The organism is Mycobacterium montefiorense (assembly GCF_003112775.1).
Taxonomy (GTDB): domain Bacteria; phylum Actinomycetota; class Actinomycetes; order Mycobacteriales; family Mycobacteriaceae; genus Mycobacterium; species Mycobacterium montefiorense.
Genome location: NZ_BFCH01000001.1, coordinates 41,485 through 64,396, shown reverse-complemented (window position 1 = coordinate 64,396; position 22,912 = coordinate 41,485). Strand labels below are relative to the sequence as shown.

The following is a 22,912-nucleotide window of genomic DNA, read 5'->3' as shown; positions in this document are numbered from 1 at the left end:
TTTGGCTGCCACGGCCGGCGACAAGACTCGCTGTCTTCTGCAGACTGTATACCGTATACGAACAGTGTTACCAATCACAGGCGAATTGTCTAGCGCCAATCCCCTCGTAAACGCCGCACCACCGATGGAATGGACACTGTCGGGCACCCGCGGCAACGAATTAGTTAGCCAAAGTTGTTTGCCGAATAGCGTTGCGCCAGGGGCGCTCACGCGTCGGGAGCGCGTCAGGCGCGGGGTTGCTCGGCCGCCCCTGGACACACAGTGTGATCAGGAGTACAACAAGTGCATACTGTATGCAAAGGGGTTATCATGATGTCCGGAGGCGACGGAATCTCGGTTCTGCAGATTAGAGCGCATGGCTGCTCGTACCGTATCGGCGAGCGACCGCACGACATCATGGCGCGTTCGAGAGCCTGGATGCTCTGGCTGCCGTGGACAGCGATGGCCGCCATCAGCATGCTCCAATTTGGCTACGGAGTCGCTGTTGTCGCCGTGCAGCGGCCTCATCACTCCCCTGCCGCCGGTGCTTTCTGGGTGCTGGCTCTATGGGTGGTTTTCCAGGCAGCTGCCACGGCGGCTACCCCAACACTGAGGCGGCGCTTAGGTGTCGGCCCGTCGACCGCGATGTCGATCGGTGCCGTTTTGTCCGCCATCGGGCCGCTGACGCTTTCCTGCACCGGCAATCTCGGCCTCGCGGTACTGGGTTACTCAGTGCTGTGTGGTACCGGCGCCGGGATCGTCTACGCCACTTGCCTATCCACCGTTGCACATTGGTATCCCGAGCAACGCGGCGCGAAAGTGTCGCTGGTATCAGGTGCATTCGGTTGCGGCGCGGTTCCGTTTGTCGTGCTGTTCGCTTTCGGGCTGCACCCCGACAACCTCGGGCCCGTTTTCACGACCGTCGGGCTTTGCGTACTCGTCGTCGTGACGATGTGCGTCGTCTTTTTTCGGGACCCACCGCCCTACTGGTGGCCGGCCGAGGTCGACCCAAGATTGTGGGGAGTCGACAAGCGGATGAATCGCAGCCTGTTAGGCAACGCCCCTGCGATACGGCAGTATTGGCCCAGCGAGGCGGCCCGGACGTCGGCCTTCTTCCTGGTGTATCTCATTGTGATGGTGGCGTCGGCCGCGGCGCTGCTGACCATCGTGTACGTGCCGAGCATCGCCATCGTCCACGGCCTGCCGCTCGTTGTCGGCGCGGCCGCCGTTGCCGTGCTGGCTCTGGTCAATGGCGGCGGGCGCATCATCGCGAGTCGCTTTTCGGACCGATATGGCAGACGTCAGACGTTGAGTCTGGCGTTGGGTATCGAGGGCGCCGCGCTGTTGGGCCTGGCGTTCTCGGCTTCGGCCGGATCCACCGTCGGATTCGTTGCGTTTGCCGCGCTCGGCGGATTGGCCGGCGGAGCCTTCTATTCGCTGTTCATCAATCTGGTCGCCGATTATTTCGGAGAGCGCAGTGCGGTCGGTAATTTCGGGCTGGTTTACAGCGCCAAGATCTTCGGCGGTCTGATCGGAGTGGGACTGCCCGCTCTGCTGATACCAACTGGTCGGCTCGGGGCCGCTTTCGTCGCCATCGGCTTGCTCTGCCTGTGCGCCGCCGCCATCGCACCACGGCGCCTTCAGCGCCCCGGCTATCCCGTCTGTCACCTGCCGAATTGACTCATTCGGCAAGGCCCGACGCTGTCCCCCGATCTCATCTCGCCTCGGCCAGCCGTGGTCCCACCCTAAGCGGACGTCACGGCACCGTAAGCGGACATAGAAATGACCCCAGGGAGCGAATCCCTGGGGTCATTCCCGCCGTGACCCGGCGATTGGGGGGCGCGCAGGCGCGGGGCGCGCAGGCGCGGGGCGCGCAGGCGCGGGGCGCGCAGGCGCGGGGCGCGCCCCCCGTTTCCTAGACGACGATCGCGTCCTGCCGCCATCCGGCGACGGTTTCGGCGTCATATCCCAATTCGGCCAACACCTCGTCAGTGTGCTCGCCGAGCAGCGGCGCACCCTTGATCTCGGGCTTGAAGGAGGAGAACTTGATCGGGCTCCCGACCGTCAGGAACGTGCCGCGGCCCTTCTGCTCCACCTCGACGATGGTTCCGCTCTTGCGCAGATCCTTGTCCTCGGCGAGATCCTTCATGGACATGACAGGCGCGCACGGCACCTCCCACTCGCGCAGGATGTCGACCGCTTCCCACTTCGTCTTGTCCGCCAGCCACTTCTCGATCTCGGCAAAGATGTCGAAGAGTTTGTCCTGACGGGCCCGCGCATCCTTGTAGCCCGGGTCCTCGACCCACTCGGGGCGACCGATGGCCTCGGCGGTGCGCTTCCAGTTCTGCTCTTGGATGGTGAAGTAGATGTAGGCGTTGGGGTCGGTCTTCCAGCCCTTGCACTTGACCACCCAGCCGGGCTGGCCACCGCCGCCGGCGTTGCCGCCACGAGGCACGGCCTCGCCGAATTCGCCGTTGGGGTATTGCGGATACTCCTCCAGGTAGCCGACACGATCCAGCCGCTGTTGGTCACGCAGCTTGACCCGGCACAGGTTGAGCACGGAGTCCTGCATGGACGCCGATACCTTTTGGCCCTTGCCGGTCTTGTCGCGCTGGATCAACGCGGTGAGGATGCCGATCATGAGGTGCATACCGGTGTTGCTGTCGCCCAGGGCGCCCCCGGCCACGGTCGGCGGACCGTCCCAAAATCCCGTCGTGGAAGCGTTGCCGCCGGCGCATTGCGCGACGTTCTCATAGACCTTGAGGTCATTCCACGACGAGTCGTCGTTGAAGCCCTTGACCGAACCGAAGATCAGTCGCGGGTTCCACTCCTGGATCTTGTCCCAGGACAGGCCCATCCGGTCCATCGCGCCCGGCGCGAAGTTCTCGACCAGCACGTCGGCTCCGCGGATCAGCTTTTCCATCACCTCGTCGCCTTGCGACGATTTGGTGTTGATCGCCAACGAGCGCTTGTTGCTGTTGAGCATCGTGAAGTACAACGCGTCAATATCTGGTATGTCGCGCAATTGATTACGCGTCACGTCGCCACCAGTCGTCCGCTCGACCTTGAGGACGTCAGCTCCAAACCAAGCAAGCATCTGGGTACAGGCGGGACCCGCCTGCACGCCGGTGAAGTCGATGACCTTGATCCCAGACAACGGCAGTTCGGTCATAACAGATTTCCTTTCTTTCGAGTTTTCTTGTATCGACGTTTGCCTGGCAGGCAGGCATGCTCGTGGGCTTTCAGCCCTTGTTGGTTATCCCCTTGGGATTGAGGTGGGCAATGTTGCCGCTTTCGGTCCCGTCGGAGGGATCGATCAGGCAATCGATCAGGGCCGGCCGCCCGGCTGCCAGGGCTTCCCGCAGTGCGGCGGCGACCTCTTCGGGGGTTTCGGCGCGGTAGCCCGAACCACCGAAAGCCTTGATCATGAACTCGTGGTGGGCCTCGAGCGCCGTGGGAGCGGGGTCGTCAGACCCCGAGATATCGTCGCCGCGATACACGCCGCTGTTGTTGAGGATGACGGTGACGATCGGTAGCTTGTAGCGGCAGATTGTCTCTAATTCCATTCCGCTGAAACCAAATGCGCTGTCACCTTCGATCGCCACCACAGGCTCGCCGGTCTCCACGGCGGCCGCGATCGCATACCCCATCCCGATGCCCATCACGCCCCATGTACCACTGTCCAGGCGGCGGCGCGGCCGGTACATCCTGATCGTGTTGCGCGCCAGATCCAGAGCGTTTGCGCCTTCGTTGACGAGGCATACCTGCGAATTATCGTGCAGTACATCGCGTATCGCCTGCAAAGCGCCGAGGAATTTCATCGGCGCAGCGATGCGCGCGGCCGCGAGACGGTCCGCCATCTTGGCGACGTTTTGCTCCGCTTTGGCCGAGAGTTCGGCTCGCCATTTCGCCGATGTGCTGATCTGACCTGGCTTGGAACGCTCCACCAGAGCCTGCATCACCGAGCCGATATCGCCGACAAGCGGAGCCGCAATCGGCTGATTGCTGTCCATCTCGCTGGCCTCGATGTCGATCTGAATGAACTTGGCGTCGGGATTCCACTGCGGCGCATCGCCATGTCCGAGTAACCAGTTCAACCGCGCACCGACCAGCAGCACGACATCGGCGCGGTGCAGAGCCAGTGATCGCGACGTCGCTGCCGACTGCGGATGGTCGTCAACAAGCAGCCCCTTGGCCATCGACATCGGCAAGAAGGGCATCCCGGTGCCTTCCACAAATTCTTTGATCTGCTCGTCGGCCTGCGCGTACGCGGCGCCCTTGCCCAATACGATCAGAGGTCGCTGGGCGCCGGCAAGCAGCTCGATTGCCAAATCCACCGAGTCGAGATCGGGCAACTGGCGTGGCGCCGGATCGACTACGCGCCAAAGTGTTTGGGCTGCAGATTTCGCATCGAGAACCTCACCCAACACCGCCGCCGGGATGTCAAGGTAGACCCCGCCAGGACGTCCGGACGCCGCGGTCCGAATTGCACGCGCCACCCCCCGTCCGATGTCCTGGGCCCGAGACACCCGGTAAGCCGCCTTGACGAATGGCCTGGCCGCGGCCAGCTGATCCATTTCCTCGTAGTCGCCGCGTTGCAGATCGACCAGGTGACGCTCACTGGATCCCGAAATTTGAACCATCGGAAAGCAATTGGTGGTGGCGTTGGCCAAGGCCACCAGTCCGTTGAGAAATCCGGGCGCCGACACGGTCAAACAGATTCCGGGTTTTTGGGTTAGGAAGCCGGCTGCGGCCGCAGCGTGCCCCGCCGCACTCTCGTGACGAAAGCCGATGTAGCGGATACCCGATGCCTGTGCGGTGCGTGCCAAGTCGGTAATGGGAATGCCGACCAGCCCGTAGATGGTGTGCACATTATTGAGCCGGAGCGCGTCGACCACCAGATGTATTCCATCGGTGAGAGCCCCGACGTCATCGGCCGCGGTGTCTTCGATGGTAGCGGCGGTCATTGCAACGTCCCTTTCCGGCAGCATGCGCCTTGGTCGAATTACTTTCTTGCTCTTCACTTTTCCCTAACCTTGAGCACAGTGTCCAAGACCTGATAGCACTCACGAGATAGATGGGAGTTATCACGGTCCGCGACGGCTCATGCGCGTAGGACACCTCGGATGTTGGCGACGTCATCAGGCCACGAAAGATCCCCTCACCGCCGTACTCGCGACGATCAGGTCCGAATCCGAATCGTATTCGGAGTCGGCAGCGCAACCCGCGTAGGTAAAGTCTTCGCGGCCAAGCGGCGCACCCACCGCCACATTCAAAAACGCCCTTGCCGCAGCCGAACCCGGTGCGGAGGCATGGATGGCGATTGCTATCGGCGCCCGTTGATCGGGCTCGACCAGGCGTAAACCCCGCATTGCGCCGGTCATCGGAATCGAACGAAACCACGTGTGCGGCACCACGCTTGCCCATGCACCCGTGCATACGTGAGCGTACAGCGACGCCATCGAATCGGTCTCGATCTGCGGCACGACTGCAGCACCGACGTTGGCAAACGCATTGTCGATGAACTGCCGAAACCCGACTTCTGGAGCTAGCAGCGCGAGCGGCAGCTGAGCCGCCTCCGACCACGTGATGGTGCCCGCCGACGGCACCAGCTGCTTTCCCGCCACCAGCAAAACACACTGTTCCTCATAGAGTGGGACCAGCTCCAAGCCCGCGTGCTCACGCACATCGAAATGGCCGATGGCGGCATCGAGCTCGAAACAGCGAAGCTGGCGCACCAATTCCGTTGTCGGAAAATGGGAACTGACCTTCACCCGCGCCAACGGGTGTAACGAACAAAAGGCCGCGATCGGTAACGCCGTCGTCGCCGATACCGTCGGCCCGGCCCCCAGCCGCAACACTCCTGAAATGCCCGACCGCAACGCGGCTGCTTCCGCCACCAGCCCGTCGTGCACCGCGAGAACTCTTTTGGCCCATACGACGAGCCGCTCGCCCTCCACGGTCAGACCCTCGAAGTTGCGGCCACGGTTGATCAAGGTGACGTTGAGTTCGCGTTCCAGCTTGGCAATGGAAGCCGAGAGCGCGGGCTGGGAAACATAGCAGGCTTCAGCCGCGTGTGCGAAGTGTCGTTCCCTTGCCACCGCAACGAAATACTCCAGTTGACGTAGCAGCATGAAGGCTCCTCCTCGCCTGCCAACAGCGCCGTATTGAGGCTTGGCGTCATCATTCATTCACACTGTATGCAGTATGCATTATGCAGTAGACTACTCGCCAGTAGGGGCCCCGTTCACTGGGGGTCCTCATCCATCGCCGGTTGCGTCATAGGAAGGAAAAAATGTGAACAGCCCAGACACAGACCTTGCCCAGCCGCAGGCTTACTCGCGCGCCACGGACGAGAAGATGACTGATGAATGGCTTGCCCAGGCCGTCGTGGCCGCGACACCAGAGGCTCTGGTGGTATGTGACGCGAACGGGGCGATCCGGTTATGGAACAACGGGGCGCAACGCATATTTGGCTTCTCGGCGTCAGAGGCGATCGGACAAAGCCTCGACATCATCATCCCGACAAAGCTGCGTAAGCGACACTGGGACGGCTATCACCAAACGATGGCCACCGGGCAAACCCGATACGGCGACAAGTTACTGAGCGTGCCCGCAACTCACCGGGACGGACACCGGCTGTCGATCGAATTCAGTGTCGCCCTTCTGCAGCGCGACGACGGTCGCATCGTCGGAATATCCGCGATCATGCGTGAGGTGACCGAGCGCCGTAGCGAAGAGCGGGCGCTCCGTGGCCGGCTGGCCGAACTCGAGGCCCGGCTCGCCGAGCTCGAGAACGCGTCCATTTGATCCGTGGTGGGGCCGAGCGTCTGGCGCACCGGTGGGGCCGGCCCCGAAACAGCGGTGCACACCCGGCCGACCGCATTGAGGCCTATCGCGACCCTCTACGGTGATGCCATGAGCGACGACATTCTGCTGATCACGACCGAGGAGCGGGTGCGCACCCTGACCCTCAACCGGCCGCAATCGCGCAATGCGCTGTCCTCGGCGCTGCGAGATCGGTTCTTCGGGGCGCTGAGCGAGGCCGAAACCGATGACGACGTGGACGTCGTCATCCTCACCGGCGCCGACCCGGTCTTTTGCGCCGGGCTCGACCTCAAAGAGCTGGGTGGTTCCGCCGCACTGCCGGACATCTCGCCGCGGTGGCCGTCGATGACCAAGCCGGTGATCGGCGCGATCAACGGCGCCGCGGTCACCGGCGGGCTGGAGCTGGTGCTGTATTGCGACATCGTGATCGCCTCGGAGCAGGCCCGCTTCGCCGACACCCACGCCCGGGTGGGCCTGCTGCCCACCTGGGGCCTGTCCGTGCGGCTACCGCAGAAGCTGGGCATCGGCCTGGCCCGCCGCATGAGCCTCACCGGGGACTATCTGTCGGCCGCCGACGCGCTGCGGGCCGGGCTGGCCACCGAGGTGGTGCCGCACGACCAGCTGCTTGCAACCGCACGCCGGGTGGCCGCGTCGATCGTCGGCAACAATCAGGACGCGGTGCGCGCGTTGCTGGCCTCCTACCACCGCATCGACGAGTCGCAGACCAGCGAGGGGCTCTGGCTGGAAGCCATGGCGGCCAGGCAATTCCGGACCACCGGCGACGACATTGCCGCCAACCGCGAGGCAGTACTGCAGCGCGGCCGGGCCCAAGTCCGTTAGCGGTGGTCGGCGCCTTGGCCGAATTGACTTGCTCGGGGAACCAGACAATAACGGGCCCACGTTGCGAAAATCGCCGCTATTTCGTTCTATATGCCGTTGCCCTGTGCCGCGAAACTTTTGATCGCCACGCGGGCCAATAGCCAATACGATCCCAACAGCGACCCGAAACTATTCTCCCAGGGCAGGAGGAATCGATGCGCATTGTTATCGACCTCGTATTGCGGGTTCTCGGCGTCCTGACCGTGATATTCGCAGCCGCAATCACGTCCGGGCAGCACGCGGCCGCGCAGCCGCCACCGCGATTTCCCAATCTCGACGGATTCACTGCAGTTCCGGCCGAAGGGTATATCGCGACGTCGCTACCGGGTAACGCACCGCGGGTAATTTTCTCGGCCCCAAACTCGGTGGTGTGCGACTTCTACGGCGGACCGGCGCCCGCGCCACAACCGTCACAAGACATTAAGTGCAATGGCGAAGTGCCCGGAATGGACGACATTACCTTTCCCGGAGGCGGTCATCCGAAACCGGGCGACTGCGTGGAGGGCTCGGTGAATTTCAAGGGCCCCGGCTACGAATTGAGCCGGATGTCCTACGGCGGATGCGGCGGCAGTCCGGCGGCTTTGCCGCACGGCGGCAAGACATTAGCCACCGGACAGAAACTGTCGTACCTCAACGTCACCTGCGCGGTGGGCGCTGACAATCTCATCGCCTGCCTGGACACCACCAGCGGGGACCACGGATTCGTCCTGCAATCCATGGGAAGCTGGGCGTTCTAACCCAGCCCTAATCCAGCGCGGTACGCAGCGAGGCCACAACGTCGTCGATCGACCCGACAGTCGAATAGCCAGCGGCGAGCCGGTGGCCACCGCCACCGAACACCGACGCGACCGCGGCCAGATCTACATCAGCCTTGGCCCGCATCGATACCGACCACTGTTGCGGGTCAACCTCTTTGAACACCGCTGCCACCTCAGCTTGCTGTGTGGTGCGCACGATGTCGACGATGCTCTCGACTTCCTCCGGACGTGAGTTGGTCCAGTCGCGGTTGTCGACGACCGCATAGACCAGCCCGCGCCCGCCGACCGCGTCGGCCAGCAGCTGCGCCGAGCCGAGCACCCGCGACAACAGCGGCAGCCACACGAACGGATGCGTGTCCATCAGCGTTCGGCTGATCTTGGTGTTGTCCACGCCGATCTCGACCAGGCGCGCCGCCAGCCGGAACGCGCGGGCGCTGGCCCAGCGGAACGAGCCGGTGTCGGTGGTCAGCCCGGCGTAGATGCAGTGCGCGACGTCACGATCGATCGGCTTACCCCATGCGTCGAGAAGTTCGGCCACCAACAGCGTGGTGGAGTCCGCCGACGGGTCGACGAAGTTCGCGGTACCGAACATGTCGTTGGAGGCGTGGTGATCGATCACCAGCAGCGGCTGACCGGGTCCGGCCAACTCGCCCAGCGCGCCGAGCCGTTTGACGCTCGGAACATCCACCGTCACAACCAGATCGACATCGCGGCACATCGTATCGGGGTCGACCAACAGATGGCAGCCGGGCAACGAGCGCAGCGACTCCGGCAGTGTCGCCGGCGCGGCGAAACTCACCTCGACCTGTTTGTCGCTTCGATCGAGCACCGTAGCCAATGCCAGCCCCGCGCCGATCGTGTCGGCATCGGGATGAACGTGGCAGATCACCGCGATTGTCGTTGCGGCCGAAAGTAACTCGGCGGCGCCGACCGCGTCTACCCGCGTACCCGCGATCGGGACGCGGGCCAGTTCAGTCTTCGGGTCGATGGTCGTCACCGGCGTCCTCAGCATCGAACCCGTCCACTGTCCCCGCGGCAGACCCGCTCTCACGGTATGGATCGGCCTCCCCGGCCGGCCTGGCCCCCACCCGAACACGGGCCACGTCGGCATCGGCGGCGCGCGCACGCGCCAGCAGCTCGTCCATCCGCGCCACGTTGTCCGTCGTGGTGTCCCGGGTGAACGTCAAGGTCGGAGTGAAGCGCACGCCGGTGCCCGCCCCCACCTTGGTGCGTAATGTGCCCTTGGCCCGGTCCAGCGCGGCCGCCGCCGCCTCGTAGTCCGGCTCGTCGTCCAGCGTTGGACCCATCACGGTGTAGAACACCGTCGCGTCGTGCAAGTCGGCGGTCACCTTCGCGTCGACGATGGTCACCCCGTCGAGTCCCGGATCCTTGATCTCGAACTCGATCGCCGAAGCGACGATCGTGTTGATCCTTTTGGCCAGCCGGCGTGCCCGACCGGGGTCAGCCATCAGGTGCGCTCCTTCTCGACGAGCTCGAAGGACTCGATGACATCGCCTTCCTTGATGTCGGAATAGGTAAGCGTCATACCGCATTCGAAGCCGTCGCGGACCTCGGTCACGTCGTCCTTCTCACGGCGCAGCGAGGAGATCGTCAAGTTCTCAGCCACCACGATGTTGTCGCGTAGCAACCGGGCCTTGGCGTTACGGCGCACGATGCCGGAGGTGATCAAGCAGCCGGCGATGATGCCGACCTTGGAGGACCGGAAGATCGCCCGGATCTCGGCACGGCCCAGCTCGTTCTCCTCGTAGATCGGCTTGAGCATGCCGCGCAGGGCCTTCTCGATCTCGTCGATCGCCTGGTAGATCACCGAGTAGTACCGGATGTCCACGCCTTCGCGGTTGGCCAGCTCCGTCGCCTTGCCTTCGGCGCGCACGTTGAAGCCGATGATCACCGCGTCCGAGGCCGACGCCAGGTTGACGTTGGTCTCGGTGATGCCACCGACACCGCGGTCGATGACACGCAGCTCCACCTCGTCGTCGATCTCGATTCCCATCAGGGCCTCTTCCAGCGCCTCGACGGTACCGGCGTTGTCGCCCTTGAGGATCAGGTTCAGCTGGCTGGTCTCCTTCAGCGCCGAGTCCAGGTCCTCCAGGCTGATCCGCTTGCGCGATCGCGCGGCCAAGGCGTTGCGCTTGCGGGCGCTGCGCCGGTCGGCGATTTGGCGGGCGATGCGGTCCTCGTCGACCACCAGCAGATTGTCACCGGCGCCGGGCACCGAGGTGAAACCGATGACCTGGACCGGCCGCGAGGGAAGAGCCTCGTGGACGTCCTCACCATGCTCGTCGACCATGCGTCGAACCCGGCCGTAGGCGTCGCCGGCGACGATTGAGTCACCGACCCGCAGCGTGCCGCGCTGGATCAGCACGGTGGCAACCGGTCCGCGACCGCGATCCAGGTGTGCCTCGATCGCCACACCCTGGGCCTCCATGTCGGGGTTGGCCCGCAGGTCCAAAGCGGCATCGGCGGTCAGCAGCACCGCTTCCTCTAGCGCCTCGATGTTGGTGCCCTGCTTGGCAGAAATGTCGACGAACATCGTGTCGCCACCGAAATCCTCTGCTACCAAACCGTATTCGGTGAGCTGGCCGCGAATCTTGGCCGGGTCGGCACCTTCCTTGTCAATCTTGTTGACCGCGACCACGATCGGCACGTCGGCCGCCTGCGCATGGTTGATCGCCTCTACCGTCTGCGGCATCACGCCGTCGTCGGCGGCGACCACCAAGATCGCGATGTCGGTGGCCTTCGCACCGCGGGCACGCATGGCGGTGAACGCCTCGTGACCCGGGGTGTCGATGAAGGTGATCAGCCGCTCGTTGCCCTCGAAGTCGACTCCGACCTGGTAGGCGCCGATGTGCTGGGTGATGCCACCGGCCTCGCCCTCGCGGACGCTGGCATTACGGATAGTGTCCAGCAGCCGGGTTTTACCGTGGTCGACGTGACCCATCACGGTCACGACCGGCGGGCGGGTCTGCAGGTCTTCCTCGCCGCCCTCGTCCTCGCCATAGGTCAGGTCGAACGACTCCAGCAGCTCACGGTCCTCGTCCTCCGGGCTGACGACCTGGACGACGTAGTTCATCTCGCTGCCCAGCAGCTCGAGCGTCTCATCGCCGACGGACTGCGTGGCCGTGACCATCTCACCGAGGTTGAACAGCGCCTGCACCAGCGAGGCCGGGTTCGCGTTGATCTTGTCCGCGAAATCGCTCAGCGATGCGCCGCGGGCCAGCCGGATGGTCTCGCCGTTGCCGTGCGGCAACCGCACGCCACCGATAACCGGCGCCTGCATGTTCTCGTACTCGGCGCGTTTTGCCCGCTTCGACTTACGACCGCGCCGGGGAGCGCCACCGGGACGGCCGAACGCGCCGGCCGCACCGCCGGGCGCGGCACCGACGCCGCCGCCACCGCCACCGCGGTAGTTACCGCCGCCACCACCGTCGCGGCCACCGCCGGGACCGCCGGGCCGACCGCCACCACCGGGACGCGGACCGCCACCGCCGGAACGTGCGGGGCCACGGAACCCGCCGCCGCCACCACCGGGACGGGGCGGCATGCTGCCGGGCGACGCACCGCCCGGCCGAGGCGCGCCGGGCCTGGGCGCGCCCGGACGCGGCGCCTGCGGCCGCGGGATCGGTCGGTCGACAGGCTGCGCCGACGAGAACGGGTTGTTGCCGACGCGCGGGGTACGTGCGGCCGGCTTGGGGATCGGGCCGGGTCGCGGACCGGGTGTCGCACCTGGAGGCGGCGGCTGCTGGCCGGGTGGCTGCGCCGGCGGTTTCGGCTCACCGGGTGACGGAGCCGACGGGCGCGCCGCGGGCGACGGGGCGGGCCATCTGGGCGCGGGCATCGGCGCCGCGGGAGTTTCAGCCGGCGGGGCGGGGGAAGCCGGGGCTGCGGTAGCCGCTGCGCCGGCGTCAGCAGGCTTCGCGGGAGCGGCAGCCGCCGCACCGTTACCGGAGGGCTTTTGAATCGCCTTGTCCAGGGCCTGGTCGAGCGACCGGTCCGGGCTCTTCGCGGCGCTCTTATTCGCGGCCGCGGGCTTATTGCCGCCAAAGGACTCGCGCAATCGGCGAGCAACCGGCGCCTCTACGGTCGAGGATGCGGATTTAACGAATTCGCCCTGATCATTCAGCCGGGCGAGAACTTCCTTACTGGTAACACCGAGTTCCTTGGCCAACTCGTGTACGCGGGCCTTACCTGCCACTACATCTCCTGTCTAAGAGGCGACAGTCGTGGGCCGCGCCTCGGGTTTAGCTATGACGCATGGTCATCGGGACTTCACGGTGTGCTCATGTTCTTCGCTACCTGTTCTGTTGCCGGGCGAGTCGAGCACCTGTAGATGCTCGACCAACGCGGTTGTGTCCGGTGGACGGTCGATGCGCAGCGCTTTGGTGAAAGCCCGCCGGCGAACCGCCTCGTGTACGCACCGCGATACGGGATGCAGCCAAGCACCCCGCCCCGGCAGGCTAGTCGCCGTGTCAACGATTACGGCGTATTCGCCGTTCCCAGTAGACACAGCCACAACTCGGAGCAATTCGACGGCCAACTCTCGCTTTCGGCACCCGACACACGTCCGCACGGGTCCACCCGTTTGTCTGTGCGCCAAGGCCGAAGGCTCGCGCTGGATCACGGCTCAGTCTAGCGTCACGGAACCGATGGTCAGAACCACCCGCGGGTGCGCAGCACGCACACTGGTTATGCGAGTTAGTGGTCGTGCGCCATCGGCTGGCTGGCACCGTGTTCCGGCTGGTCCTCCGGATGCTCTCCGGCACTCGCGGGTGAATCGCCGCGGATGTCGATACGCCATCCGGTGAGCCGGGCGGCCAGCCGCGCGTTCTGCCCCTCCTTGCCGATGGCCAGCGACAACTGGAAGTCGGGCACCACCACGCGGGCGGCGCGTGCGGACTGGTCGATGACCGACACCGACACCACTTTGGCGGGCGACAACGCGTTGGCGACGAAACGGGCCGGGTCCTCGTCGAAGTCGATGATGTCGATCTTCTCCCCGGACAGCTCGCTCATCACGTTGCGGACCCGCTGCCCCATCGGCCCGATGCAAGCGCCCTTTGCGTTCAGGCCGGACACCCGCGACGCGACCGCGATCTTGGAGCGGTGCCCCGCCTCGCGGGCCACGGCCACGATCTCCACCGACCCGTCGGCGATCTCGGGGACTTCCAGCGAGAACAATTTGCGCACCAGATTGGGGTGGGTACGGGACAACGTGATCAGCGGCTCCCGTGAACCCCGCGTCACACCGACCACGTAACAGCGCACCCGGTTGCCGTGCTCGTAGCTCTCGCCGGGGACCTGTTCGGCCGCCGGGATGACGCCCTCGGATGCCTTGGTTTCACTGCCCATCCGCACGACGATCAGACCACGGGCGTTCGCCCGGCTGTCACGCTGAATCACGCCGGCGACGATTTCGCCCTCGCGGGTGGAGAACTCGCCGTAGGTGCGCTCGTTTTCGGCATCGCGGAAGCGCTGCAGCATCACCTGCCGTGCGGTGGTTGCTGCGATGCGACCGAAACCCTCGGGGGTGTCGTCCCATTCGCTGATGACGTTGCCGTCTTCGTCCACCTCGCGCGCCATCACCTTCACGACACCGGTCTTGCGGTCGATCTCGATGCGCGCATCGTTCTGGTGGCCCTGGGTGTGCCGGTACGCGGTCAGCAACGCTGACTTGATCGTCTCGAGGAGTTCATTGACCGAGATACCCCGGTCCACCTCGATGGCGTGCAACGCAGCCATGTCGATATTCATGCTCCGGCCTCCGTCCTCCGGGACTCACCCGCGCCCGCCAGATCCAGCTCGGCTGCCGATGGCGACGAAAACTCAACCTGGACAATAGCCTTCGCGATATCGACGAGCGGGATCTCCCGCACCGCCCAGTCGCGGCCATTGCGGACCACCAGCGCCACCGCGTCGGCGCCAGTCTCCCCCACCCGGCCGGTCAATTGCGATCCGTCCGACAACTCCATCTCGACCTTGCGGCCACGCGCGCGGCGGAAGTGTTTCTCGCTCGTCAGGGGGCGCTGCACGCCCGGTGAGCTGACCTCGAGAACATACTGGTCGTCGATACCGTCCAGCTCGTCCAGCAGAGCCGACGCCGAACGCGACAGCGCGGCGACCGCGTCCAAGTCGAGAGCGGTGTCCCCGTCGGCAATCACCGTGATCCGAGGTGGACGCACCCGCGGATCGATGACCACGTCTTCGATTTCATAGCCAGCGCGCGCGAACTCTCCACCGAGTAGCTCGATCACCTGCGTCTGCGACGGTAGCCCGGTGGCCACGGCGAGCTCCTCATCTTGAGTTGTCCGGTCATCTGGCGTGATGTCGCCGCCCATTCATCTTCGGGCGGCTCCCCGCGTCCCGGTGGAGCCCAACAGCTGCCGTTCCGCGAGAACCAGCCACTAACGATACGCCAGGAATCGCGTACGACGAGGTGATCGCGTAGGTCGAGGTCCTGGCATCATGCCCGCATCGGTTCCAATGGCAGGATGTTGCTGTGCCTAGCGCAGTACCCGTCACCAGCAGGCGGGGTGTGCTCGCCGGGGGTGCCGCCCTTGCTGCGCTCGCAGTGGTGGTCTCCGCCTGCGGCGAATCCCCGCCCAAACACCCCGCGGTCGAACAGCTGCTGGGGCCCTTAGACCAAGCCAGACGCGACAGCGCGCTGGCCGGTGCCGCCGCCGCGGCCGTCGGCGTTGCGCCGCAAATCGCGGCCGCGCTGTCGGTGGTGGCGAACCAGCGCGCCGCACACGCCCGCGCGCTGTCCACCGAGATCTCCCGGGCCGCCGGCAAGCTCACCGCCTCGTCGAGCGAGACGACCAGCCCCAGCCCGGCCGCCCCAGCCGGTCCGCCGCCGCCCCCACCCCCGGTGTCCGACGTGATCAACGCGCTGCGCACCTCGGCCGACGACGCCGCGCGCCTGGTGTCCTCCGAGTCGGGCTATCGGGCGGGGCTGCTCGCCTCGGTTGCCGCGTCGTGCACGGCGTCCTACCTGGTCGCGCTGGTACCCGGAGGCCCGTCGATATGACCTCGGGCACTGACGCCGACAACGCCGCGCTCTGCGATGCGCTGGCCGTCGAGCACTCGACCATCTACGGCTACGGCATCGTGTCCGCGCTGTCGCCACCCAGCGTCAACGACTTGGTGGTCGAGGCGCTGCTGCAGCATCGCCAGCGTCGCGACGACGTGATCGCCATGCTGGCCGCCCGCAAGGTGACGGCCCCGCCCGCCGCCGCCGGCTATCAGCTGCCCTTGCTGGTCGGCAGCCCGGCCGATGCGGCGCGCCTGGCGGTGCGGATGGAAAACGACGGCGCGACGGCATGGCGCGCGGTAACCGAGCACGCCGAGACCGCCGAGGACCGTGCGTTCGCCTCGACAGCCCTGACTCAAAGCGCAGTGCTGGGTGCCCGATGGAATCGCATCCTGGGCGCCTGGCCGATCACGAGCAGTTTCCCCGGCGGCAACGAGTAGCCGCGTTCCCGGTTAGCCGGTCACGGCCGCCACGATGTCGGTGGCCAGCGAGTCCCCGGCCGCCAGCTCACGCGTTTGTCCGCCGAAGCGGTCGCGCAGCTCCACCACGCCGTCTGCCCAACCACGGCCGACCACGACCACCCAGGGCATCCCCAGCAGCTCGGCGTCTTTGAACTTGACCCCGGGCGAGGACTGGCGGTCATCCAGTAGCACCTCGAGGCCCAGCCGGTCCAAGTCGCCGGCCAGCGTCGTGGCACCTTCGCGCGCCTGCGGGTCTTTGTTGGCGATCACCAGGTGCACATCGAACGGCGCGATCGACCCGGGCCAGCGCAAACCCAGCTCGTCGTGCTGCTGTTCGGCGACGACGGCGACCAGCCGCGACACCCCGATGCCGTAGGAGCCCATCGTCAATCGCACCGGCTTGCCGTCCTCGCCGAGCACGTCGACCGTGAACGCATCGGTGTACTTACGGCCCAGCGAGAAGATGTGCCCGATCTCGATGCCGCGCGCCATCACCAGCGGGCCGGCCCCGTCGGGCGACGGATCGCCTTCGCGCACCTCCGCCGCCTCGATGGTGCCGTCCGCGATGAAGTCACGGCCGGCCACCAACCCGACGACATGGCGACCCGGTTCGTCGGCCCCGGTGATCCAGCTGGTCCCGTCCACCACCCGCGGGTCGACCAGATAGCGAACATCGTTGTCCAGCAATGCTTTCGGGCCGATATAGCCCTTCACTAGAAACGGGTATTTGGCGAAGTCGGCGTCGCCGAGCAGCTCGTATTCGGCCGGCTCGAGGGCCGCGCCCAGCCGTTTGTCGTCGACCTCGCGGTCACCGGGCACCCCGATGGCGAGCAGCTCCCACTCCGCGCCGGGCGCGCGGACTTTGACCAAGACGTTCTTGAGGGTGTCCGCCGCGGTGACGGTGCGGCCCAATCCGGCTCCGTTGGCCCAACCGACCAGCGTGGCGATCGTGGGGGTGTCGCCGGTGTCGTGCACAACCGCCTCGGGCAGCCCGTCGATGGGCGTGGCTTCGGGCTGCGCGGTGATGACCGCCTCGACGTTCGCCGCGTAACCCGACTCCACACAACGCACAAAGGTGTCCTCGCCGATCGGGCTCTCCGCCAGGAACTCCTCGGAGGCACTACCGCCCATCGCGCCGGACACCGCCGACACGATGACGTAGCGCACCTGTAGCCGGTCGAAGATGCGCTGGTAGGCCTCCCGGTGCGCGTGATAGGCCGCTTTGAGCCCGGCGGCATCCGTGTCGAAGGAGTAGGAGTCCTTCATGACGAACTCCCTGGCCCGCAGAATGCCGGCTCGCGGCCGCGCCTCGTCGCGGTACTTGATCTGAATTTGGTACAGCGTCAGTGGGAAGTCCTTGTAGGAGCTGTACTCGCCCTTGACGGCCAGGGCGAAGAACTCTTCGTGTGTGGGAGCCAGCATGTAGTCGTTACCGCGACGGTCCTGCACCCGAAACACCCCGTCGCCGTATTCGGTCCACCGATTCGTCGTCTCGTACGGCGCGCGCGGCAGCAGCCCGGGGAACAAAATCTCTTGCCCGCCGATCGCGTTCATCTCCTCGCGGACAACGCGTTCGATGTTGCGCAGCACCCGCAGCCCCAGCGGCAGCCAGCTGTACAGCCCGGGAGCAACCTGCCGGACGTATCCGGCGCGAACGAGCAGCTTATGGCTGGGCACTTCGGCGTCGGCGGGATCGTCGCGCAGAGTGCGCAGGAATAGCTCGGACATCCGGGTGATCACAGCGGGCCAGCGTACTTGTCGGATGTTCGCGCACTCCGGCCGCACACCTCGGTGCAGGATCTCTACATCGACAGCAACGGGCTGATTGCGCGCCACGACTATTCGGTCGACGTAATCCCCGCCCCCCTTGCCGCGCACTGTCTCTTCGACTATGCCGACTACGACGGCATTCAGTTTCCGTCGCTGCGAAAAGTTGTGCCGCTCGATGCCGATAACCGCCGGGGTCGGCTAAGCGATCCCGAGGCACTGCTGATCGGCATCGAACTCCGCGATTACGCCGTGACCTGAGTTAGTGGCGGGAGCTACAGCTCGCCGGCGTCGATCGCTTCCTTGACTTCTTGGGCGTGCGCGACTTGCTGCGGGGTGTAGCCGATGAACAACGCCGCGCAGCCGACGATGACGGCCGCTCCGGCCACCCACAGCAGGCCGTAGGTGTAGCCGTGGTCAAGCGCGTTCAATTGAGCGTCGTTCATGACCTTCACCGGTCCGGTGGTACCGCCCAGGTACAGCGTGCGCGAGGTGATGACGGCCTGGATCACGGCCAGCACCAGCGGCCCGCCCAAGCTTTGCAGCATCAGCGTCATCGCCGACACCGGACCGATCTGGTCGAAACCAACGCCCGCGATCGCCGCCAGCGTCAGCGGAACGACGACCATGCCGATACCGATCCCGCCAACAACGATGGGCAGCACCAGGTTCGGGAAGTAAGGCACACCGCGGTGCATGCAAGCCGAACCGTAGAGCATGGCAACCAGCAGCAGCCATCCCCCGCCGATGGTCAGCACTCGCGGCGAAAACCGCGATACCAGCTGCGAGGACACACCCAGGCCGATTCCCATCGCGATCACGAACGGAATGAAGCCGACGCCCGCGCGCAGCGCGCTATAACCCAGGATGTCCTGCACGTACAGGCCGATGCACACCGTCAGGCTGAACATCACGCCGCCGGCCAGGAAGATCGCCACAAACGTGACCAGCCGATTGCGGTCGCGGAACAATTCGAACGGCACGACCGGATTTTCGGCGGTGCGCTCCACGATGGCGAACGCGATCACGGCGGCCACCGCCACCACACCGGAACCGATGGTGGTCAGCGATACCCAGCCCCGTTCCGGACCCATCGAGAAGGCGAAAACCGCAGCGGTGCAAGCCAATGTGGCCAGCATGGCGCCGGTGGCGTCGAGCTTCATCCGCTCCCGGTTAGTCTCGCGCAGCGCGGTGCGGGCCAGGTAGATCATCACCAGTCCGATCGGCACGTTGACCAGGAACGCGAGCCGCCACGACCACTCGGTCAGCGCTCCACCGACGACCAGCCCCATCACCGAGCCAATCGCGGTCATCGCGGCGAATACCGCCGTCGCCGCGTTGCGGGCCGGGCCCTTCGCGAAAGTCGTGGCCACCAGGGCGAGGCCGGTCGGCGACGCGATGGCCGACCCGACACCCTGCAGCAGCCGGGCGATGACCAATGTCGCCTCGTCCCAGGCCACCGCGCACAGCACCGAGGAGATCGTGAACAGCGTGACACCGACGATGAAGGTGCGTTTGCGGCCGATGGTGTCGCCGAGGCGGCCACCCAGCAGCATCAGCCCGCCGAAGGTGAGCACGTAGGCGGTGATCACCCAGCTACGGCCGGCGTCGGAAAGGCTCAGTTCGTTTTGAATCTTAGGAAGCGCGACGATGGCGACGGTGCTGTCCATGGTTGCCAGCAGCTGCATACCGCCAATGGCGATCACGGCCGCGATGAAGCGGCGAGAGGGCAACCAAGCCGGATAATACCTGCTAGTACGGGTGGTGGCGGTCCCGGAAGCGGTCTCGGACGGGCGCTCAGTGCGCTCCGGGGCCGGACGATCGGGGCGAGTAGCGGTCCAATTCCGGGCCGCACGCTCGGTGTCGTTGAGGGCCGTCATAACGGGTTACCTTACAGTAATCTTAAGAATCGTTTAAACCCCGAACGCCGCCACAGGCCCGATCACGATGATCGCGGGAGGTCTGATCCCCTCCGCCCGAACCATCTGCGGCGTGTCGGCAAGAGTGGCCCGCAACGTGTGCTGCGCTGGTGTCGTTCCGTGCTGAACCACCAGCACCGGCGTATCCGCAGGTCGGCCGCCTTTCAGTAGCACGTCGACGAAGAGTTCGATGCGTTCGACCGCCATCAGCAAAACGATGGTGCCCGACAATGCCGCCAGCGCATTCCAATTCACTAACGATTCGGGATGCTCGGGCGCCAGATGGCCGCTGACCACCACAAACTCGTGATTTACCGCCCGATGAGTGACCGGAACACCCGCCAGCGCGGGCACCGCTATGGCGCTTGTCACACCTGGGACCACCGTGACCGGAATGCCGGCATCGACGCACGCGATGACTTCCTCATAGCCGCGGGCGAACACGAACGGGTCACCGCCTTTGAGCCGGACCACAAAGCTGCCCGCGCGGGCAGCTTCGATCATCACGTCGTTGATCGCGTCCTGAGCCATCGCCCGCCCGTACGGGATCTTGGCGGCGTCGATGACTTCGACGTGCGGCGCCAGCTCGGCGAGCAATTCGGGCGGAGCCAGCCGATCGGCGACCACGACGTCGGCCTGGGCGAGCAGCCGGCGACCGCGGACGGTGATCAACTCGGGGTCGCCGGGGCCGCCGCCGATCAGCGCCACGCCGCCCCGCACGACGTCGGAGCTCTCTGCCGTGATCAAGCCCTGTTGCAACGCCTCACGGATGGCCGAGCGGATCGCCGCCGACCGGCGGTGCTCGCCGCCGGCCAGCACCCCCACCGACAGCCCGGCGTATTCGAACGACGCCGGGGTCACCGCGCTGCCCTCGATGGCGACGTCGGCCCGTACGCAGAAGATCTGCCGGCTGTCGGCCTCGGCCACTACCGCGGCGTTGACCGTTGCGTCATTGGTGGCGGCGATCGCGTACCAGGCTCCCTCGAGGTCACCGTCGCGGTATTGGCGCACCGTCAAGGTGATTCCGCTCATCGCCTCGACGGCCGGGGTGGCCGAACGGGAGATCACGTGGACGTCGGCGCCGCTGGAGATGAGCAGGGGCAGCCGACGCTGAGCGACCGTGCCTCCGCCGACCACGACGACCTTCTTGCCGGTTAGTCGCAATCCGACGAGGTAGGGGCTCTCGGTCACGCGGCAAGCCTAGTGAAGAGCGCCGGCGAGGTGGTCATGCCGGGCGCGTGTGGGTACCGCCCGCTTGCCGGGCAGGGTCGGCGGCGCGTGCGACGAAGCGGGCGACCGCGTCGGGGACGGCGGCGGGGTGCGTGTGCAGATACGACGCGTGTACGCCGGCATGCACGACGCCATCGCGCATGGGCGCCGCGTCTTGGCCTGCTTCGCCGGCGCGATAGACCCAGGCGGGCTGGTAGCTCTCGGTGAAGGTGATCACGGTGCGGTGGAATTCGTGTCCAACCACCCGCGCTCCGGCGGAAAACAGCGCCGAATCGGCCACCGCGACGGCGTCGCGGTACGCCAACTTCAGCGCCGCGGTGAATCGCGCCGATCCGCCCAGTACTCCGCACATCGGATACCCGTCGAGCTCGGAGGCCAGATAGATCAGCCCGGCGCACTCGGCATGCACCGGTGCTCCAGCGCCGGCCAGCTCGCTGATCTGTTGCCGGACAACGTCATTGCCGGATAGGTCGGCCGTGAATTGTTCGGGAAAGCCGCCGGGCAGCAATACGGCGTCGGTGCCGTCGGGCAATGTGTCGACCAGTGGGTCGAACTCAATCACGTCGGCGCCGGCGGCGCGCAGCAGCTCCGCGTGTTCGGCGTAGCCGAAACTGAAGGCCTTGCCGGCGGCCATCGCCACCGTGGCGCGGCGCCGACCGGTCGTCTCCCCCACTGCGGCAACGGGATCCCACGCCGCACCGCTGACCCGGGTTGCCGCGACCGCCATCACCGCGGCCAAATCGACGTGCCGGGCGATCAGGGCTGTCATCGCCTCGACCGCGAGCCGGGCGCGGTGCCCGTACTCGACCGCGGTGATTAAGCCTAAATGCCTTGTCGGAAGCTCTAATTCGGTGGTGCGTGGAATGGCGCCCAACACCGGGATGCCGGTGTGCTCGCAGGCTTGTCGCAACACCTGCTCGTGCCGGGCAGATCCCACCCGATTGAGAATCACGCCGGCGATCCGGGTCGCGGTGTCAAATGCCGAAAAGCCATGTAGCAGTGCGGCAATGCTGTGGCTTTGGCCGCGCGCGTCGACCACCAGGATCACCGGGGCTCCCACCAGGCCGGCGACGTGCGCGGTGCTGCCCGCCGGCACCGGCGTCACTGGATTCTCAAGAGGCCCGATCCGACCGTCGAACAGCCCCATCACGCCCTCGATCACCGCGATGTCCGCACCGGCGGCGCCGTGCGCGTACAGCGGGCCGATCAGCCTTTCGGTCACCAGCACCGGGTCGAGGTTGCGTCCGGGCCGGCCCGCGGCCAGCCCGTGGTAGCCGGGGTCGATGAAGTCCGGGCCCACCTTGAACGGCGCGACGGTATGCCCGGCCTGGCGCAGCGCCCCAATCAAACCCGTTGCCACCGTGGTCTTTCCGCTGCCCGACGCGGGCGCGGCGACGACGACCGCGGGGGCATTCACCACTCGATGCCCTTTTGTCCCTTGCGCCCCGCATCCATCGGGTGCTTGACCTTGGCCATTTCCGTGACGAGGTCGGCGGCCTCGACCAGCCGCGAAGGGGCGGCCCGTCCGGTGATCACCACATGCTGATGACCAGGCCGGGCCGTCAACACCTGCACCACCTGATCGACGTCGACCCAGCCCCACTTCAGTGGATAGGTGAATTCGTCAAGCACGTAGAAGTCGTGGCGCTGCTCGGCCAGCCGGCGCGAAATCTCCGCCCAGCCGTCGGCGGCCGCGGCCGCGTGATCGTCCTCGCTGCCGGATTTACGCGACCAGGACCAGCCGCTGCCCATCTTGTGCCATTCGACCGCTCCCCCCACGCCGCGCTCGTCGTGCAATTGGCCGAGCTGGTTAAAAACGGCTTCTTCCCCCACCTTCCACTTCGCACTCTTGACGAATTGAAACACCGCGACGTCGAGCCCTACGTTCCACGCGCGCAGCGCCATTCCGAACGCCGCCGTCGACTTTCCCTTGCCGTCGCCGGTGTGCACCGCGAGCACCGGCAGATTGCGACGGTGCCGGGTGGTCAGCCCGTCATCGGGGACCTGCACCGGGGTTCCCTGTGGCATAAGGCCACACCTCCT

Annotated in this window: 20 protein-coding genes and 1 pseudogene; 7 read left to right on the top strand and 14 right to left on the bottom strand. The window is 65.9% G+C overall.

What is annotated here, in order from left to right:
• Positions 1-309 precede the first annotated feature (309 nt).
• Positions 310-1,659: an OFA family MFS transporter gene (locus DB708_RS00315; RefSeq protein ID WP_235616562.1), complete on the top strand. Its 1,350-nt coding sequence runs from the start codon at positions 310-312 to the stop codon at positions 1,657-1,659.
• 235 nt (positions 1,660-1,894) lie between these two features.
• On the opposite strand, the gene frc is transcribed toward DB708_RS00315, so the two are convergent.
• From frc to DB708_RS00300, 3 genes are all read right to left on the bottom strand, one after another.
• Positions 1,895-3,151 carry a formyl-CoA transferase gene (frc, locus tag DB708_RS00310; RefSeq protein WP_108919971.1) on the bottom strand — a complete coding sequence of 419 codons (1,257 nt, stop codon included), beginning with the start codon at positions 3,149-3,151 and terminating at the stop codon, positions 1,895-1,897.
• A 70-nt stretch (positions 3,152-3,221) separates the two neighbouring features.
• Positions 3,222-4,946 (bottom strand): oxalyl-CoA decarboxylase, encoded by a 1,725-nt coding sequence (gene oxc, locus DB708_RS00305; RefSeq protein ID WP_108919970.1) that lies wholly within the window; start codon positions 4,944-4,946, stop codon positions 3,222-3,224.
• Positions 4,947-5,120: 174 nt separating this feature from the next.
• Positions 5,121-6,113 (bottom strand): LysR family transcriptional regulator, encoded by a 993-nt coding sequence (locus DB708_RS00300; RefSeq protein WP_108919969.1) that lies wholly within the window; start codon positions 6,111-6,113, stop codon positions 5,121-5,123.
• 163 nt (positions 6,114-6,276) lie between these two features.
• Between DB708_RS00300 and DB708_RS00295 the strand changes: the two genes are divergently transcribed.
• From DB708_RS00295 to DB708_RS00285, 3 genes are all read left to right on the top strand, one after another.
• Complete coding sequence (locus DB708_RS00295; protein WP_235616561.1) at positions 6,277-6,789, top strand: PAS domain-containing protein; 513 nt, start codon at positions 6,277-6,279, stop codon at positions 6,787-6,789.
• A 108-nt stretch (positions 6,790-6,897) separates the two neighbouring features.
• The gene (locus DB708_RS00290) at positions 6,898-7,647 is read left to right on the top strand and encodes an enoyl-CoA hydratase (protein WP_108920104.1); all 750 of its coding nucleotides are present in this window, start codon (positions 6,898-6,900) and stop codon (positions 7,645-7,647) included.
• A gap of 194 nt (positions 7,648-7,841) precedes the next feature.
• Entirely contained in the window at positions 7,842-8,423 is a 582-nt protein-coding gene (locus DB708_RS00285; protein WP_108919968.1) for a hypothetical protein, read from the top strand.
• Between the two features lie 7 nt (positions 8,424-8,430).
• Here the strand turns inward: DB708_RS00285 and DB708_RS00280 are convergent, their stop codons facing one another.
• From DB708_RS00280 to rimP, 6 genes are all read right to left on the bottom strand, one after another.
• Positions 8,431-9,441: a DHH family phosphoesterase gene (locus DB708_RS00280; protein WP_108919967.1), complete on the bottom strand. Its 1,011-nt coding sequence runs from the start codon at positions 9,439-9,441 to the stop codon at positions 8,431-8,433.
• Positions 9,416-9,913: a 30S ribosome-binding factor RbfA gene (gene rbfA / locus DB708_RS00275; RefSeq protein WP_108919966.1), complete on the bottom strand. Its 498-nt coding sequence runs from the start codon at positions 9,911-9,913 to the stop codon at positions 9,416-9,418. The genes DB708_RS00280 and rbfA overlap by 26 nt, the downstream gene beginning before the upstream one ends.
• The gene (infB, locus tag DB708_RS00270; RefSeq protein ID WP_108919965.1) at positions 9,913-12,660 is read right to left on the bottom strand and encodes a translation initiation factor IF-2; all 2,748 of its coding nucleotides are present in this window, start codon (positions 12,658-12,660) and stop codon (positions 9,913-9,915) included. The genes rbfA and infB overlap by 1 nt, the downstream gene beginning before the upstream one ends.
• Positions 12,661-12,723: 63 nt before the next feature.
• Positions 12,724-12,972, bottom strand: coding sequence for a YlxR family protein (locus DB708_RS00265; protein ID WP_409347538.1), 249 nt, complete (start codon positions 12,970-12,972; stop codon positions 12,724-12,726).
• A gap of 188 nt (positions 12,973-13,160) precedes the next feature.
• On the bottom strand, positions 13,161-14,216 hold the full coding sequence (gene nusA, locus DB708_RS00260) for a transcription termination factor NusA (protein WP_108919963.1): 1,056 nt from the start codon (positions 14,214-14,216) through the stop codon (positions 13,161-13,163).
• Positions 14,213-14,746, bottom strand: a complete 534-nt coding sequence (gene rimP / locus DB708_RS00255; RefSeq protein ID WP_108920103.1) for a ribosome maturation factor RimP — start codon at positions 14,744-14,746, stop codon at positions 14,213-14,215. The genes nusA and rimP overlap by 4 nt, the downstream gene beginning before the upstream one ends.
• Positions 14,747-14,961: 215 nt before the next feature.
• Here rimP and DB708_RS00250 point away from each other — a divergent pair, with 215 nt between their 5' ends.
• Together DB708_RS00250 and DB708_RS00245 are read left to right on the top strand one after the other, a co-directional pair.
• Positions 14,962-15,489, top strand: coding sequence for a hypothetical protein (locus tag DB708_RS00250; RefSeq protein WP_108919962.1), 528 nt, complete (start codon positions 14,962-14,964; stop codon positions 15,487-15,489).
• The gene (locus tag DB708_RS00245; RefSeq protein WP_108919961.1) at positions 15,486-15,932 is read left to right on the top strand and encodes a ferritin-like domain-containing protein; all 447 of its coding nucleotides are present in this window, start codon (positions 15,486-15,488) and stop codon (positions 15,930-15,932) included. Before DB708_RS00250 ends, DB708_RS00245 begins: the two co-directional genes overlap by 4 nt.
• A 12-nt stretch (positions 15,933-15,944) precedes the next feature.
• Here DB708_RS00245 and DB708_RS00240 read toward each other — a convergent pair whose 3' ends face one another.
• Positions 15,945-17,693 (bottom strand): proline--tRNA ligase, encoded by a 1,749-nt coding sequence (locus DB708_RS00240; protein ID WP_108919960.1) that lies wholly within the window; start codon positions 17,691-17,693, stop codon positions 15,945-15,947.
• Between the two features lie 15 nt (positions 17,694-17,708).
• Here DB708_RS00240 and DB708_RS00235 point away from each other — a divergent pair, with 15 nt between their 5' ends.
• Entirely contained in the window at positions 17,709-17,981 is a 273-nt protein-coding gene (locus DB708_RS00235; protein ID WP_133250960.1) for a hypothetical protein, read from the top strand.
• Positions 17,982-17,995: 14 nt separating this feature from the next.
• On the opposite strand, the gene DB708_RS00230 is transcribed toward DB708_RS00235, so the two are convergent.
• The 4 genes and pseudogenes from DB708_RS00230 to cobO all read right to left on the bottom strand — a co-directional run bounded on the left by DB708_RS00230 (position 17,996) and on the right by cobO (position 22,897).
• Positions 17,996-19,600, bottom strand: coding sequence for an MFS transporter (locus DB708_RS00230; protein ID WP_108919958.1), 1,605 nt, complete (start codon positions 19,598-19,600; stop codon positions 17,996-17,998).
• 22 nt (positions 19,601-19,622) lie between these two features.
• A pseudogene (gene cobA / locus DB708_RS00225) lies at positions 19,623-20,830 on the bottom strand (uroporphyrinogen-III C-methyltransferase).
• Between the two features lie 34 nt (positions 20,831-20,864).
• The gene (locus DB708_RS00220; RefSeq protein WP_108919956.1) at positions 20,865-22,286 is read right to left on the bottom strand and encodes a cobyrinate a,c-diamide synthase; all 1,422 of its coding nucleotides are present in this window, start codon (positions 22,284-22,286) and stop codon (positions 20,865-20,867) included.
• Positions 22,283-22,897: a cob(I)yrinic acid a,c-diamide adenosyltransferase gene (gene cobO / locus DB708_RS00215; protein ID WP_108919955.1), complete on the bottom strand. Its 615-nt coding sequence runs from the start codon at positions 22,895-22,897 to the stop codon at positions 22,283-22,285. Before cobO ends, DB708_RS00220 begins: the two co-directional genes overlap by 4 nt.
• Positions 22,898-22,912: the final 15 nt, after the last annotated feature.